The sequence below is a fragment of the Streptococcus mitis SK597 genome (assembly GCF_000148545.1).
Classification (GTDB): Bacteria; Bacillota; Bacilli; order Lactobacillales; family Streptococcaceae; genus Streptococcus; species Streptococcus mitis_C.
Genome location: NZ_AEDV01000039.1, coordinates 15996 through 30301, shown reverse-complemented (window position 1 = coordinate 30301; position 14306 = coordinate 15996). Strand labels below are relative to the sequence as shown.

Annotated in this window: 15 protein-coding genes, 1 tRNA gene and 1 riboswitch; of the genes, 4 read left to right on the top strand and 12 right to left on the bottom strand. The window is 39.6% G+C overall.

Annotated features, from left to right (window positions below; genetic code table 11):
- Nucleotides 1-121: 121 nt before the first annotated feature.
- Nucleotides 122-1495, top strand: a complete 1374-nt coding sequence (gene mnmE / locus SMSK597_RS07200) for a tRNA uridine-5-carboxymethylaminomethyl(34) synthesis GTPase MnmE (RefSeq protein ID WP_000632766.1) — start codon at nucleotides 122-124, stop codon at nucleotides 1493-1495.
- A gap of 46 nt (nucleotides 1496-1541) precedes the next feature.
- Here mnmE and dapA read toward each other — a convergent pair whose 3' ends face one another.
- The 7 genes from dapA to SMSK597_RS07170 form a co-directional block, all read right to left on the bottom strand.
- Complete coding sequence (gene dapA / locus SMSK597_RS07195) at nucleotides 1542-2477, bottom strand: 4-hydroxy-tetrahydrodipicolinate synthase (RefSeq protein ID WP_000121606.1); 936 nt, start codon at nucleotides 2475-2477, stop codon at nucleotides 1542-1544.
- Nucleotides 2478-2532: 55 nt separating this feature from the next.
- Nucleotides 2533-3609 carry an aspartate-semialdehyde dehydrogenase gene (locus SMSK597_RS07190; protein WP_000542461.1) on the bottom strand — a complete coding sequence of 359 codons (1077 nt, stop codon included), beginning with the start codon at nucleotides 3607-3609 and terminating at the stop codon, nucleotides 2533-2535.
- 282 nt (nucleotides 3610-3891) lie between these two features.
- Entirely contained in the window at nucleotides 3892-5076 is a 1185-nt protein-coding gene (locus tag SMSK597_RS07185; RefSeq protein WP_000655938.1) for a hypothetical protein, read from the bottom strand.
- Between the two features lie 3 nt (nucleotides 5077-5079).
- Nucleotides 5080-5667: an ATP-binding cassette domain-containing protein gene (locus SMSK597_RS07180; RefSeq protein ID WP_000939878.1), complete on the bottom strand. Its 588-nt coding sequence runs from the start codon at nucleotides 5665-5667 to the stop codon at nucleotides 5080-5082.
- Nucleotides 5668-5699: 32 nt separating this feature from the next.
- A complete protein-coding gene (locus SMSK597_RS13800) occupies nucleotides 5700-5888 on the bottom strand; it encodes a hypothetical protein (RefSeq protein ID WP_050540813.1) in 189 nt (62 codons plus the stop codon).
- Between the two features lie 684 nt (nucleotides 5889-6572).
- Nucleotides 6573-6645: transfer RNA gene (locus SMSK597_RS0102355), tRNA-Thr, on the bottom strand.
- Nucleotides 6646-6744: 99 nt separating this feature from the next.
- Complete coding sequence (locus SMSK597_RS07170) at nucleotides 6745-7254, bottom strand: QueT transporter family protein (RefSeq protein WP_000737072.1); 510 nt, start codon at nucleotides 7252-7254, stop codon at nucleotides 6745-6747.
- Nucleotides 7252-7348: riboswitch (PreQ1 riboswitch) on the bottom strand. Its footprint overlaps the gene before it by 3 nt.
- A 28-nt stretch (nucleotides 7349-7376) precedes the next feature.
- On the opposite strand from SMSK597_RS07170, the gene SMSK597_RS07165 reads away from it, so the two are divergent.
- Both SMSK597_RS07165 and mscL read left to right on the top strand, forming a co-directional pair.
- Nucleotides 7377-7808, top strand: a complete 432-nt coding sequence (locus SMSK597_RS07165; RefSeq protein ID WP_000702210.1) for a GtrA family protein — start codon at nucleotides 7377-7379, stop codon at nucleotides 7806-7808.
- Nucleotides 7809-7889: 81 nt separating this feature from the next.
- A complete protein-coding gene (gene mscL, locus SMSK597_RS07160) occupies nucleotides 7890-8267 on the top strand; it encodes a large conductance mechanosensitive channel protein MscL (protein WP_000910204.1) in 378 nt (125 codons plus the stop codon).
- 40 nt (nucleotides 8268-8307) lie between these two features.
- Here mscL and hemH read toward each other — a convergent pair whose 3' ends face one another.
- Nucleotides 8308-9402 (bottom strand): ferrochelatase, encoded by a 1095-nt coding sequence (gene hemH, locus SMSK597_RS07155; RefSeq protein WP_000709230.1) that lies wholly within the window; start codon nucleotides 9400-9402, stop codon nucleotides 8308-8310.
- Between the two features lie 153 nt (nucleotides 9403-9555).
- Between hemH and pepT the strand changes: the two genes are divergently transcribed.
- Nucleotides 9556-10779: a peptidase T gene (pepT, locus tag SMSK597_RS07150; RefSeq protein WP_000222024.1), complete on the top strand. Its 1224-nt coding sequence runs from the start codon at nucleotides 9556-9558 to the stop codon at nucleotides 10777-10779.
- A 141-nt stretch (nucleotides 10780-10920) separates the two neighbouring features.
- On the opposite strand, the gene pta is transcribed toward pepT, so the two are convergent.
- From pta to yjbM, 4 genes are read right to left on the bottom strand one after another with little or no spacing between them, the layout of a single operon-like run.
- A complete protein-coding gene (gene pta / locus SMSK597_RS07145) occupies nucleotides 10921-11895 on the bottom strand; it encodes a phosphate acetyltransferase (RefSeq protein WP_000451580.1) in 975 nt (324 codons plus the stop codon).
- Between the two features lie 43 nt (nucleotides 11896-11938).
- On the bottom strand, nucleotides 11939-12835 hold the full coding sequence (locus tag SMSK597_RS07140) for an RluA family pseudouridine synthase (RefSeq protein WP_001209985.1): 897 nt from the start codon (nucleotides 12833-12835) through the stop codon (nucleotides 11939-11941).
- Nucleotides 12832-13650 (bottom strand): NAD kinase, encoded by an 819-nt coding sequence (locus SMSK597_RS07135; protein ID WP_000799046.1) that lies wholly within the window; start codon nucleotides 13648-13650, stop codon nucleotides 12832-12834. The genes SMSK597_RS07140 and SMSK597_RS07135 overlap by 4 nt, the downstream gene beginning before the upstream one ends.
- Complete coding sequence (gene yjbM, locus SMSK597_RS07130) at nucleotides 13634-14305, bottom strand: GTP diphosphokinase (RefSeq protein ID WP_000171681.1); 672 nt, start codon at nucleotides 14303-14305, stop codon at nucleotides 13634-13636. Before yjbM ends, SMSK597_RS07135 begins: the two co-directional genes overlap by 17 nt.
- Nucleotide 14306 lies beyond the last annotated feature (1 nt).

Genomic DNA, 14306 nt, shown 5'->3' with positions numbered 1-14306 from the left:
TTGCTTAGGCTTTTTCAATCTCCAAGTAGCATCCATTGAAGAAATAGCCTAAATTTGTTACAATTTGAAAGGATACTTGGAAAAATTTCCAAGAAAAGAGCTATTAATTAAAGGAAATATTATGATTACACGTGAATTTGATACCATCGCTGCTATCTCTACTCCACTAGGTGAAGGAGCTATTGGTATTGTCCGCCTGAGCGGAACAGAAAGTTTTGCTATTGCGCAAAAGATTTTTAAAGGGAAAGACTTGAGTCAGGTTGCTAGCCATACCCTTAACTACGGTCACATCGTTGATCCTCTGACTGGTAAAGTCATGGACGAGGTTATGATGGGAGCCATGAAGTCTCCAAAGACCTTCACTCGTGAGGATATTATCGAGATTAACACTCACGGCGGGATTGCGGTGACCAATGAAATTCTCCAACTAGCTATCCGTGAAGGAGCTCGGTTGGCAGAACCTGGTGAATTTACCAAACGTGCCTTTTTAAACGGTCGCGTAGATTTGACACAGGCTGAGGCCGTGATGGACATCATCCGCGCCAAGACTGACAAGGCCATGAACATTGCAGTTAAGCAATTAGACGGCTCCCTTTCTGACCTTATCAATAATACTCGTCAAGAAATTCTCAATACACTTGCTCAAGTCGAGGTCAATATTGATTATCCTGAGTACGACGATGTTGAGGAAGCCACTACTGCTGTTGTCCGTGAGAAGACTATGGAGTTTGAGCAATTGCTAACTAATCTCCTTAGGACAGCCCGTCGAGGCAAAATCCTTCGTGAAGGAATTTCAACAGCTATTATCGGACGTCCAAATGTTGGGAAATCAAGCCTTCTCAACAACCTCTTGCGTGAGGACAAGGCTATCGTTACAGACATTGCTGGTACTACTCGAGATGTCATCGAAGAATACGTCAACATCAATGGTGTTCCTCTAAAATTGATTGACACGGCCGGTATTCGTGAAACGGATGATATCGTTGAACAAATCGGTGTTGAGCGTTCAAAAAAAGCCCTTAAGGAAGCTGACTTGGTTTTACTAGTTCTAAATGCTAGTGAACCACTGACTTCTCAAGACAGACAACTCTTAGAAATCAGTCAGGATACCAACCGAATTATTCTTCTTAACAAAACTGACCTACCAGAAACGATTGAAACTTCAGAACTACCTGAAGATATCATCCGCATTTCAGTTCTTAAAAACCAAAATATTGATAAGATTGAAGAAAGAATCAACAACCTCTTCTTTGAAAATGCTGGTCTAGTCGAGCAAGATGCAACCTACTTGTCCAACGCCCGTCATATTTCCTTGATTGAGAAGGCTGTTGAAAGTTTGCAAGCTGTTAATGAAGGACTGGAACTAGGTATGCCAGTTGACTTGCTTCAAGTTGACTTGACTCGTACTTGGGAAATCCTCGGAGAAATCACTGGGGATGCTGCTCCTGATGAACTCATCACCCAACTCTTTAGCCAATTCTGTTTAGGAAAATAAGAAAAATCCATGATCCTTCATTCGGTCATGGATTTTATTGTCTTCATTAATAATCTGGTCTTAAAACCCCTGTTACAGTTGCCTTAGTCGCTTCGTAGTCGCCATCTACGACGACTTTGATAATGCGTTTGGCATCTTCTTCTGGTGCTGGAACAAGAGGTAGACGAGTTGGGCCAGCTTCAAATCCCATATAGTTCAGAACTGCCTTAACTGGAGCAGGACTTGGATAAGAGAAGAGAGCATTAACCTTAGGAATGAATTTACGCTGAATAGCTGCAGCTTTCTTCATGTCGCTTTCTGCAATTGCAGTAAACATCTCGTGCATCTCATCCCCATTTGTATGAGAGGCAACAGAAATAACTCCATCCGCACCAAGGTTCATGGCATGGAAAGCATCTCCATCCTCACCTGTATAAATCAAGAACTCTTCTGGCTTATGCTCAATCAAGTAAGCCATATTTGCTAAACTAGTACATTCTTTGACACCAATAATATTTGGATGGTCAGCCAAGCGAAGCATGGTTTCTGGAGTCAATTCAACAACTACACGCCCTGGAATGTTATAGATAATAATTGGTAGATCAGAAGCATCCGCAATGGCTTTAAAATGCTGATACATTCCTTCTTGAGAAGGTTTGTTGTAGTAAGGTACAATAGCAAGTCCAGCTGCAAAACCGCCAAATTCCGCTACTTCTTTGACAAACTCAATAGAGTCACGCGTATCATTAGTACCTACACCCGCAATCAAAGGAACGCGTCCATTGACAATCTTTTGTACAGCCGCAAAGAGTTCCAACTCCTCATCGTGGGTCAAGGTTGGACTCTCAGCAGTGGTTCCTGCGAGAAGAATCCCATCCGTATGATGAGCCAATAAATGCTCAATCAAGGCTGGAATAGCATCAAAGTTGATGGAACCATCCTCGTGGAAGGGAGTAATAAAGGCTGTGATGATTTTACACTCTTTTAAATCTTGATAAGACATGAAAACACCTCTCTATTTCAAAGAAGGAGTTCATCTGAACTCCTAAACGATATGACTATTTTAATTCAAATTTCAATTCAGCTGTTGGACGAACCAAGCCACGTTCATGAAGAGTTTCTGCAATCTGAACTGAGTTCCAAGCAGCACCTTTGAGAAGGTTATCTGAAACAACCCACATGTGAATTCCTTTTTCAGCATCCAAGTCTTTACGGATACGACCAACAAAGGTATCACGCGAACCAACTGCATTGATAGCTTGAGGATAGATTTGATGAGCTACATCATCTTCAAGAACAGCACCTGGGAAAGCTGCGATAGCTGCTTTGACTTCTTCAATTAGAGCCACTTCTTTTGTTTCAATATAAACTGACTCAGAGTGAGCTGACAAGACTGGAATACGCACACATGTTGCAGATACTGCGATGCTATCATCTTCCATGATTTTCTTAGTTTCCTTAGTCATCTTCATCTCTTCGTAAGTGTAATCATTATCAGTGAAGACATCGATTTGTGGAAGAGCGTTAAAGGCGATAGGATAGTGTTTCTTGTCACCACCTGAAGGCAAGATTTCCGCATGCAAATCACATGGTTTCACTCCATCATTCAAGACTTCACGAAGTTCACGTTGTGTCTCAAGAATTGCTCCCATACCAGCACCTGAAACGGCTTGATAAGTTGAAACAATGATACGGTCCAAGCCCCATTTTTGGCGAACTGGCTCAAGAGCTACCATCATTTGGATTGTTGAACAGTTAGGGCAAGCAATAATCCCGTTGTGGGCATCAAGTGCGTGAGCATTGACCTCTGGAACAACCAAAGGAACGTCTGGATTTTGACGGAAGTATGATGTATTATCTACTACTACCGCTCCAGCTTTAACTGCGTATGGTGCATACTTAGCTGATGTAGAACCACCTGCTGAAAAGAGAGCAATGTCAACTCCTTCAAAAGCTGTTTCAGTCGTTTCTTCAATCGTAATATCTTGGTCTTTAAATTTTAAAGTCTTGCCTGCTGAACGTGCAGAAGCAAGTAAACGAATTTTATCGATTGGAAGTGTTGATTCTTCCAACATTTTTATCATCTGAGCACCGACAGCACCTGTCGCGCCGACTACAGCAACTGTATATCCCATAAATAACCTCTTTCGGAATTTTCTAAAAATTTCTATAATAGATGTATTATACTACTTTTTCCATGAATTGCAAAGCTTTTTCATCATTTTTTGGAAAATAAAAATCCCCCGTAACTTCTCAAAGTAACTTCCATCTCTCTCCCAAAACTGGAAGTTACTTTGAGAAGTTACCTTTTTTGAAAAGTTTCTGTTTGTATTTTGGTTTGATTTCCTAATCAAAAAGAGAGAAACAAGTTGATTCCCTCTCTATGTTAGTTTTTACTTATTTTCCCTATAGGAATGCTAGAATCTATTAAAAACTTCCTTTTTACATGAACTTCCCCATCTTTCAATAAATAGAATCCCCACTAACAAAAGGACAATCAGGCAAGGCAGTAAGACCATCCCCATGCTCCAATTCAGATTGACATTATCAATTTGCTTAGGTAATCTTCCAGATAAAATCTCCACTGAACGCAAGTAAGTAAAGGGAATCAGATGTGCAATCTTTTGGAGAGGCTGAATTATTTGGATGCCAAACAATAAGCCAACAATCCCAATGAGTGAAAGAAAGAGGACAGGCATTTTTTGCTTGAAAAAGTAAGTAATCAAGTACACTACTTCCACAATGACGATAAAGGCTAAGAAAGCTAATAACAAGCCAGGAAATAACACATCTTGTATCTTTCCAATAGTTACCTCTTGATTCACTAAGCTATAAATCGGGTAGGGGTAATCTAACTGTCCAAAACCACTTATCAGACTTCCCACTAGAAAAGAAAATCCGCTGATTCCGATAAACAGCACACTTACATAGCCCACTCCAACTCCAAGAGAGGACATGGCAAATGTCACTTTTGAAAAAGGATATAATTGAGCAGTGTCCAGATGATTTTGATATCTTTCTGCAAATAGTTGCGTTAGCATAAAAATAATAGCAATCACAAATAAGCTTGGGATGATAACCCCTAAAATCCAGACAATCTGATCAATCCCGTGGGTCGGATAATCTAAATTGTGGGCTTTTATGTTCAAGGGATATAAGGCTTGGTAAATCTTTCGCTCGCGGTCAGCCCCCATTTTTAGTTCAGAGCTAGAAGTCGGGGTATTTGATATCCTTTCATAATTCTTCTCTTCATCTTGCCACTGCAAATAGTAGGCTTCTTTCCATCGCTCTTCTTTTAATAAAGTCAGAATTTCTGTCTTTTGAGTCAAATGATTTTTTTGCACGTCTAAAGTATTTTTAGCAATTTGGTATTCCTCCGAGCTGGTGTCAGATATTTGGGAGAGTTTCTCTTCATATTCATTGATGACTCTCTCAATTTCTACAAGACGAGTTTCCAACTCTCTCCCCAAGCTGACGGAGTTTGCAGTCCGACTATTGAAATAAAAGGTAACACCGAGTACAGATACAAATAAAGCTAAGATAATCCAATTTAAGCGACTTTTGAAAACTTTTTTTAATAAAAATAGACTAACATCTTTCATAAACTAAACCTCTTCTATTTGCCCCTGATGAATGGTTACTACTCTATCGCAGACATCAAGCAACTCTTCCTTATAGTGGGAACTTAAAAGAACCAGCTGTTCTTGTCTATCGATTTGTGCTAGCCTATCAAAAAACTTCTGTCGATAATACTCGTCTAAGCCATTTGTAATCTCATCCATAAGCCAGCATTTCGCCTGACTGAGGAAATACATGGCAATCACCAATCGTTGCTTCATGCCTAAGGAATACTTGCGAATTGGAAGGCTGATATAGTCAGACATTTCCCAGTAATCAATTTCATCCCCCAAGTTTAGATCTGACTTCCAGATATTTTTTATAAGGCGAAGATAGTCCATCCCACTTAAGTTTCCATCCAGCCATTCAACGCTTTCATAATAAAATAAAGAAGGAGGGACTGCGATATTTCCACTACTTATAGGAATTAAATTGCTAATGGCGCGGAACAGGGTCGTCTTTCCAGAGCCATTGATAGCAAGAATACCATAAATCCTACCCTTTTCAAATGTAAAATCAACATCTTGTAAGATGACTTGTCGCGTTTTTAAGATCACATGAGTAAGCTGCAACATATCTAGTCCTCCTTTTTCTCACTCTTTAGAGATTAATAGCATCCGCTGTAGTAGTTTAGTACCTCATAACAATCGTAATTCCAACCAGAACCAATTTTATATTCAGAATAGCTGTCATAAAGAGACCATGATGGAACGTTAATATAGCTATGTCTGTGGTAATTCATACTAGACCTATAGTAGGTATTCCAAGCATACCGATAAGTTTTAAGAACGCTCACAGCAGATATACTGGACTGAAAAGACCAACAGATAACAAACTAGCTAATAAAACAACTTTTGCTGATTTTTTCATGGCTTCCACCTCACTAATATATTTACTTTTGAAAGCGCTTTAATTATATCGTTTTTTTATTTTGTTACGCAATAGTTTTTTTGATCCGAAAAGTCTCACACTAAACGCTAGCAACTGGAATTTACTCTAAGACGACTCTGTTTTAGGGTTATTTGTCGTGCACTTTTTTTCTGAGTCTTTTCACTTTTGAACCCTTATATATCAAGAAAAAGAAAACCAGTGGAAGTTAGTCTAAGACGAATTTCCACTGATTTCACGAGTTTTTCTCATACTAAAAGCTAGGTTGTGGGAAACTGGAAGTTAGTTTTAGAAGTTTCCAATAAAAATCCCCAGTCGTTAGACCAGGGACTAAGAGGCATCTTCATGTGATGAGCAGGTTCACACAACTCATCAAGGTCCGCTCCTGCGTTATGACCTCCTTATGCTCAATAGTAGCCCGAAGACTACCTATCGACTCATCGCATCTACTATTCTACTAAAGAGAATGACTTTTGTCAACAGACGAAACTCTTTAACTTCTTTTACACAGCTGAATAAGAAATATCTTTGAAAGATTTGGGGCAGACATAACAAAAACCCTTTATTTACAAGGGTTTTCTTGTCTATTTAATGCTAATTGCCGGGATTGAACCGGCGACCTCATCCTTACCATGGATGCGCTCTGCCAACTGAGCTAAATCAGCTTACTTGAAAAGTATACTATAATCAGAAAAGCTTGTCAAGTTTCCTTAGAAATTTTCTATAAGAAAAAGCCAGGTAAAGGCTACCTAGCTTGTCCTGTTCTATTTGCTTAAATCGATTCGACGACCAATTTTACCGATAATAATCGCTCCAATAATCAATGAGGCAAATTCACCGATTCCTGTTGTGAACCAAGTAAGGAAAAATGGTAATTGCGCTACGATATTCAACTCTGCAGCGATAGTAAACATGGAAATTGAAAAGAGGATTGAAAAGAAGAAATGATCTTTTCTAATCAATCCGTTAAAGAGGTAATCCTTGCTGTATTTTGCAAAAAGCCAAACACCTAGACTGAGAAATACCAGGGTTGATCCACCACCAACAAAGACATCAAGCAGTCCAAAGCTAAAGAAATTAGCAATCATACAACCGATGGTAACTCCGATGATGTACTTAGGATTGTAAAAAGCCATAAAGTTCATCATTTCTGAAATACGGAACTGGTAAGCACCATAGCTGATTGCATTTAGGGGCGGTGTGACAGTCAAAACGACATAAATAGCAGCAACGATTGCAATATCTGCAACATCACGAATAGTTAATTTTTTCATCTTTTCTCCTTTAGCGGTTATCCGCGTGTAATATGCTTGGTGAAAGAAGCTAAGCACCAAGGGTTGCTTTATTCAACCTTACTAGTATAGCACAATAGCCTGCTTTATGCTATACTTAAAACATGAAAATTCGTATTCAAAAATTTTTTAACAATGAAATCTTAGCCTATCTCTTTTTTGGCCTTGCAACAACTCTAGTTTCGATTCTCTCACGACTAGTCATTTATCAACTAAGTCATCAGGAACTCCTTGCTACTGCCCTAGCAAATAGTATCGGTATCCTCTTTGCCTTTATCACAAATGATACAATCGTGTTTAAGCAAGCAAGGAAGAATCGGCTTATCCGTTTAGTGAAATTTTTTCTTGCCCGCCTTTCTACTTTTCTGTTAGATTTGCTCTTTACTTTTCTGTTTGTGACTCAGTTTCCTCACATCATAGGTCAATTCGTAAATGAAAATCTTGATAAGGTAAATGCAATTGAAACAGTTCTTGCACAATTATTGATAATTATTCTTAATTACATTTTAAGCAAGGTCTATGTTTTTAATAAATAAAACTTCTGAGCATATATCTTGCAAGCTTTTCTTAATTAATATATAATAAATAGTAAAAATTTTTGAAAGGATATTATGAAAATGTTAAAAGATCTTAAAGCATTTTTGCTTCGTGGTAATGTTGTTGACCTTGCTGTCGGCGTGATCATTGCCTCTGCTTTTGGTGCTATCGTTACTTCACTTGTAAACGACATTATCACTCCTCTTATTTTAAATCCCGCTTTGAAAGCTGCTAAAGTCGAACGTATCGCTCAACTTTCTTGGCATGGAGTCGGCTATGGTAACTTTTTAAGTGCTATTATCAATTTTATCTTTGTCGGTACCGCCCTCTTCTTTATTATCAAGGGTATTGAAAAAGCACAGAAACTGACTGGCATAAAGGAAGAAAAAACTGACGAAAAAAAACCAACCGAGTTGGAAGTACTTCAAGAAATCAAAGCCCTTCTTGAGAAAAAATAAGCGATTAAAAGGATCTAGCGCAAAGCTAAATCCTTTTTCTTTACTCTTTCGGCAACTTGCCTGCTTTTTCTAGCATCTTCTTGATAAGATAAGGCATCTTGACATTCTCCCGACCTTTTTTCTCAATCAGTTTTTTCACAAATTCTGGCATTTGTAAATCTTGAGATTCGGCCAAAATGTTTTTAGTCTCGTCTGAAGGAACTAATTCATCAAAGGTTTCTTCTTCTGGAAGAAATTCCTTAAACTCCTGATGTTCATTAGCTCTGACTGTGTTGACCAAGGCATCAATCAAACGAGAATCTGTATTTGGCATTGGTGGTCGATGGTAGTTCACACCCAATTCTTGACACAAGTCATAACATTCCACATCATTGTCAAACAAGACTTCAATATGCTCGCTAATGAAGCTGATAGGAACAAAAATATAATGGTCTGGATGTTCTGTCTGTTCTCTGAGATACTCCAAAACATCTGGCTTAATCCATGGAATCCCGATATCACTCTCACTTTGCCAGGTATTTGTATATTGTTCGGAACTCAAACCTAGTTTTTCAGCGACTAACTTGCTATTTTCAAAAATTTGGTCGATATAAGGATCACCAAAATCCAAGGCAAAAATAGGCACACTATGGGCTGAAAAGATGACTTTAAAACTATCCTGCTTTACTTCTTCTTTTAAAATTTTACCAATTTCATCTGCCCAATAGTTTAAGAGCGCTTCTTCTTGATACCAGTCCTTAATAACCAAAAATTGAATTTGCTTGCTTTCTAAAAATTTCTCATAACCCATGACAGAGTAAAAAGAATAATGGGGCTCCAAAATCAGGCAAATACACTGCTCAATTCCGTCTGCTTCCATCTGACCAATCACATCTGGGATAAAGGGACTGGAAAACTTATTGGCAAAATAGACACTATATTCATTTCCTAGCCTAGCTTCTACCAAGGCAACCTCTTCACGGGTAATTTTTTGCAGAGGCGTGCCTCCAATAAGTACATAATTATCATAGAGAGTTTGAATCTCGTGGTCTTGAGGTCTCACTCCACGACGAATATTTGTGAAAAAATCAGCCACACCTTCAAAGGTAATCTCTTCTGGCGAACCGAAAGTCATCATTAAAATTGCTTTTTTCATAATCGCTTCCTTGTGATGTTTTTATCAAGTTTATTCTATCATTTATCCATTAATAAGTAAACGCCAACATAGCGAATTTCCCTAACTTATGTCTTTTGTTTTTCTCTTCTTTCTATGATACAATGGAAAAAATAAATTCAAAAGGAGTTTTTTATGACTTATCCAAATCTCTTGGACCGCTTCTTAACCTACGTTAAGGTCAACACGCGCTCTGATGAACACTCTACTACTACTCCAAGTACACAGAGTCAGGTTGACTTTGCAACCAATGTCCTTATCCCTGAAATGAAACGTGTTGGACTGCAAAATGTTTACTATCTTCCAAATGGTTTTGCAATTGGAACCTTGCCAGCCAATGATCCATCGTTAACACATAAAATTGGCTTCATCTCCCACATGGATACTGCTGATTTTAATGCCGAAGGAGTCAATCCACAGGTAATTGAAAACTACGATGGTGGTGTGATTGAACTAGGGAATTCTGGTTTTAAATTAGATCCAGCTGACTTCAAGAGTCTTGAGAAATATACAGGACAAACGCTCATCACAACCGATGGAACAACCTTGCTCGGCGCTGATGACAAGTCAGGAATTGCTGAAATTATGACTGCTATTGAATATCTAACTGCTCACCCTGAAATCAAACACTGTGAAATTCGTGTTGGTTTTGGTCCAGATGAGGAAATTGGTGTTGGTGCTAATAAATTTGATGCAGAAGATTTTGATGTGGATTTTGCCTACACTGTTGATGGAGGACCACTAGGGGAACTTCAGTACGAGACTTTCTCAGCAGCTGGTGCTGAATTGCATTTCCAAGGTCGTAATGTCCACCCTGGTACTGCCAAAGGTCAGATGGTTAATGCTCTTCAGCTAGCAATTGATTTCCATAATCAACTCCCAGAGAATGACCGACCTGAGTTAACTGATGGCTACCAAGGTTTCTATCATCTTATGGATGTAACAGGTAGTGTTGAGGAGGCAAGTGCTAGCTACATCATTCGCGATTTTGAAAAGGATACCTTTGAAGCTCGTAAGAAAGCTATGCAAGCAATCACTGATAAAATGAATCAAGAACTTGGTAGTGACCGTGTCACCTTAAACTTGACAGACCAGTACTACAATATGAAAGAAGTCATTGAAAAAGACATGACTCCAATTACCATTGCTAAAGCCGTTATGGAAGATCTGGGGATCACTCCTATTATCGAACCAATCCGTGGAGGGACAGACGGCTCTAAGATTTCCTTTATGGGAATCCCAACACCTAATATCTTTGCGGGAGGAGAAAATATGCACGGACGTTTTGAATACGTCAGCCTTCAGACCATGGAACGTGCAGTTGATACCATCATTGGCATCGTAGCTTATAAAGACTAAAAATAGGCTGGGCAAAAACTCAATTTTAAGAGAAAATGAAGTAAATCTTCACACAATAAAACGCATAGTATCAAGTTTTTTCGGCTCCTGATACTGTGCGTTTTTTGATTATAAATACGAATTATTGAGTAGCACTTCTCTTTATTGATGAACTGCTTGAGCTGCTGTGATAAGGGTCAACTTGTACACATCATCAGCATTACATCCACGAGAGAGGTCGTTAACTGGCTTGTTCAAACCTTGCAAAACAGGTCCTACAGCTGCAAAACCACCAAGACGTTCAGCCATCTTGTAGCCGATATTTCCTGCCTCGATACCTGGGAAGATGAAGACATTTGCTTGACCAGCTACTGTACTTCCCGGAGCTTTAAGAGCTGCAGTTTCGGGAACAAAGGCTGCATCAAATTGCAACTCACCATCGATTTCAAGGTCAGGGCGCAAGTCGTGAGCAATTTTAGTTGCTTCAACAACCTTATCAACGCTTTCTCCAAATCCTGATCCTTTAGTAGAATAGCTTAGCATAGCAATTTTAGGCTCGATACCAAACATCTTAGCTGTGATTGCTGAGTTGATGGCAATTTCAGCCAAAGCTTCTGCGTCTGGATTAATGTTGATGGCACAGTCTCCAAACAGGTAACGTTCCGTACCACGAACCATGAGGAAGGCACCTGAAGTACGCGTTACATTTGGACGAGTTTTGATGATTTGTAGGGCTGGGCGAACTGTTGAAGCTGTTGAGTGAATAGCTCCAGATACCATTCCATCAACCAAGCCCAAGTAAACCAACATAACACCAAAGTAATTGACATCTTCAACCAAAACCTTGCGTGCATCTTCTTCAGACATTTTGCCCTTGCGACGCTCCACTAGAGCAGCAACCATTTCTTCAAATTGAGGATAATGTTGAGGGTCAATGACTTCATAACCATCCATGATCCCTTCAATTTCAAGATAAATTTTAATTTTTTCAGGATTTCCAAGCAAAACAGGAATCACTTCTGTTTCTTTTACCAAGCGTTTAGTTGCTTGAAGAATACGAGGCTCTTCCCCTTCAGGGAGAACGATACGAGCATTTTTACCAACCAGGTTGGCTTTGAGACTTTCAAAAACTTCCATGAGTTTTCTCCTTTAAGATAATAATTATACTCTGAAACAGTTTTTATAGAGTATTAGTTGATAACTGAGTAATAAGGTTACTGAAATCATCCGGCAAGGGACTTTCTAACTGCAAGTCTTGCTCTAAAAATGGATGATAAAAGGATAGGTAATGGCAATGTAGGGCCTGACGCTGAATGCCATCGTCCAGACTACCACCGTACAAATCATCGCCCAACAAAGGAAAACCAATATGAGAAAAGTGGACTCGTATTTGGTGGGTTCGACCAGTATGCAGGCGAATGTCTACCAAGTGAATATTTCCATAGGAAGCGACAATCTTGTAGGAAGTATGGGCGTACTTCCCACCTTTAGCTACCCTTCTGGTGATAATAGAGTCTTCATCACGCGCAATCGGAGCAATAATTTCCCCCTCTGTTTCCAAGTGTCCATCACCTTTAACCAAAGCAAAGTAACGTTTTTCAATGGACTTCTTCTGCAACTGCTTATCTAATCGCGCATGTGCATATCCGTGCTTAGCAAAGAGCATCAAGCCAGAAGTATCTCTATCAAGTCTGGTTACAATGTGAACCTGCTGATTTTCGTAATTTTGCTTGACGTAGTAACCCTTGATAAAATTAGCGATGGTATTGGAGTGATTGACACTAGGAATAGAAGCCACTCCATAGGGTTTATTCAAGACTAGAAAATGGTCATCCTCATAGAGAATATCCAGTGGGCGCTCGATAGCTTCTAGAGTTTCAAAGCCTCCCTCAGCAGGAATATCGATGATAACTCGATCTCCAATATCCAATAGATAGGTTGCATTTTGCGGTTGGTCATTGACCAGAATTGCACCACCTCGAAACTTAATCTTGGCCAGAAGCCCCTTAGAAACCTCGTGCTTTTTTAAGAAGGTCTTAACCTTGACATGTTCATCTGCGATAAATTCAAACCTCATTCGTCCACCTCGCCGATAAAAGCATCCTTAACGCGGTTCCAGAAGCTGGTATGGCTAGGAGTCGCGACAAAGTGAATCTTATGATGATCAATTTGATACTCGATTCGCTCGATACTACGAAAAGAATAAACGCTATTGTCAATCGAAATGGTGTGGTAATCGTTTCTCGTTGGAATGAGTTCAATCTTATCCTTCTTCGGAACAATAATGGACGAACCTAGCGTTCGATAGACGCGATTATTAAGGCTGGCAATTTCCGTCAACTGCAGAGCTTCAATGGTAGGGTGTAAAACAGCTCCACCAAGCGACTTGTTATATGCTGTACTACCAGTGGGAGTCGAAACTGTTAGCCCGTCTCCGCGAAAACGTTCAAAGGGAACACCATTGATGACAATATCTGCCACCATGGTTCGATCAGACCTGCGGATGCTAGCTTCATTGAGGGCACGAAAAATCTTGACCTCTCCATTTCCAAGAAAAACCTTCACATTCAAAACCGGATAAGAAATCCTTGCTCCGGTATCCAGCTGCAAATTGGTCATCAGCTTATCCAACTCAAAATCACGATAATCGGTATAAAAGCCCAGGTGTCCTGTATGAAGACCGATAAAGCGTACCTTATCAAGTTGGTCTTCGTACTTATGAAAGGCCGACAAGAGCATGCCATCTCCACCAATGGAAATGACAATGTCCGGACTGCTATCATTGAGTATAAACTGATTTCTCTTCAAACGATCTCGCAATTCATACAAAACCTTTTGACTCTGCGGTTTTCTATTGGCTATCAGATCAATTCGTTTACCTGTATTCTTCATCTGTATCGTCACTGTTTCCTACACCGTCATTTAATTTTCTGCTCAAGGGATCAAAAAGTGCCTGGGCTTCTTGGATATCATCACGAATTTCACCCATTTCTTCATCCAACTGATGGGCGATTCTAGCTGTAATTTCCAGTCGCTTCTTAATCTCATCTGGGAAATCCCCTTGGTACTTGTAGTTGAGAGAATGTTCTATCGTTGCCCAAAAATTCATGGCCAAGGTACGAATTTGAATTTCCGCCAAAATTGTCTTGGCTCCATTGATGGTATCAACCGTATATTCTACTACCACATGATAGGAACGATAGCCTGATGCTTTTCTATGAGTAATGTAATCTCGCTCCTGTATGATTCGCATATCCTGACGCTTGTGCAAAATCTCCACTACTTCCTTGACGTCATCTACAAACTGGACCATCACACGTAAGCCAGCAATATCCTGCAAATCGTGTTCCAAGGTCGCATAAGTAATGCCACGACGAGCCATTTTTTCTTTGATGCTCTCAATTGGCTTGACTCGACCGGTCACAAACTCAATCGGAGAATGCTTATTTTGCTTACGATATTGCTTACGAATACCACGAAGTTTAATCTTTAACTCACCAACAGCTTGAATGTAAGGATCTAGAAATTCTTCCCATTCTAAGGTCATA

Excerpts from the sequence above, each read along its gene's own strand:
- SMSK597_RS07135 (WP_000799046.1), bottom strand. The coding sequence starts at position 13,650 with ATGAAGAATACAGGTAAACGAATTGATCTGATAGCCAATAGAAAACCG.
- mscL (WP_000910204.1), top strand. The coding sequence starts at position 7,890 with ATGTTAAAAGATCTTAAAGCATTTTTGCTTCGTGGTAATGTTGTTGAC.
- SMSK597_RS07190 (WP_000542461.1), bottom strand. The coding sequence starts at position 3,609 with ATGGGATATACAGTTGCTGTAGTCGGCGCGACAGGTGCTGTCGGTGCT.
- yjbM (WP_000171681.1), bottom strand. The coding sequence starts at position 14,305 with ATGACCTTAGAATGGGAAGAATTTCTAGATCCTTACATTCAAGCTGTT.
- SMSK597_RS07180 (WP_000939878.1), bottom strand. The coding sequence starts at position 5,667 with ATGTTGCAGCTTACTCATGTGATCTTAAAAACGCGACAAGTCATCTTA.
- dapA (WP_000121606.1), bottom strand. The coding sequence starts at position 2,477 with ATGTCTTATCAAGATTTAAAAGAGTGTAAAATCATCACAGCCTTTATT.
- pepT (WP_000222024.1), top strand. The coding sequence starts at position 9,556 with ATGACTTATCCAAATCTCTTGGACCGCTTCTTAACCTACGTTAAGGTC.
- SMSK597_RS07185 (WP_000655938.1), bottom strand. The coding sequence starts at position 5,076 with ATGAAAGATGTTAGTCTATTTTTATTAAAAAAAGTTTTCAAAAGTCGC.
- pta (WP_000451580.1), bottom strand. The coding sequence starts at position 11,895 with ATGGAAGTTTTTGAAAGTCTCAAAGCCAACCTGGTTGGTAAAAATGCT.
- hemH (WP_000709230.1), bottom strand. The coding sequence starts at position 9,402 with ATGAAAAAAGCAATTTTAATGATGACTTTCGGTTCGCCAGAAGAGATT.
- SMSK597_RS07165 (WP_000702210.1), top strand. The coding sequence starts at position 7,377 with ATGAAAATTCGTATTCAAAAATTTTTTAACAATGAAATCTTAGCCTAT.
- SMSK597_RS07140 (WP_001209985.1), bottom strand. The coding sequence starts at position 12,835 with ATGAGGTTTGAATTTATCGCAGATGAACATGTCAAGGTTAAGACCTTC.
- SMSK597_RS07170 (WP_000737072.1), bottom strand. The coding sequence starts at position 7,254 with ATGAAAAAATTAACTATTCGTGATGTTGCAGATATTGCAATCGTTGCT.
- mnmE (WP_000632766.1), top strand. The coding sequence starts at position 122 with ATGATTACACGTGAATTTGATACCATCGCTGCTATCTCTACTCCACTA.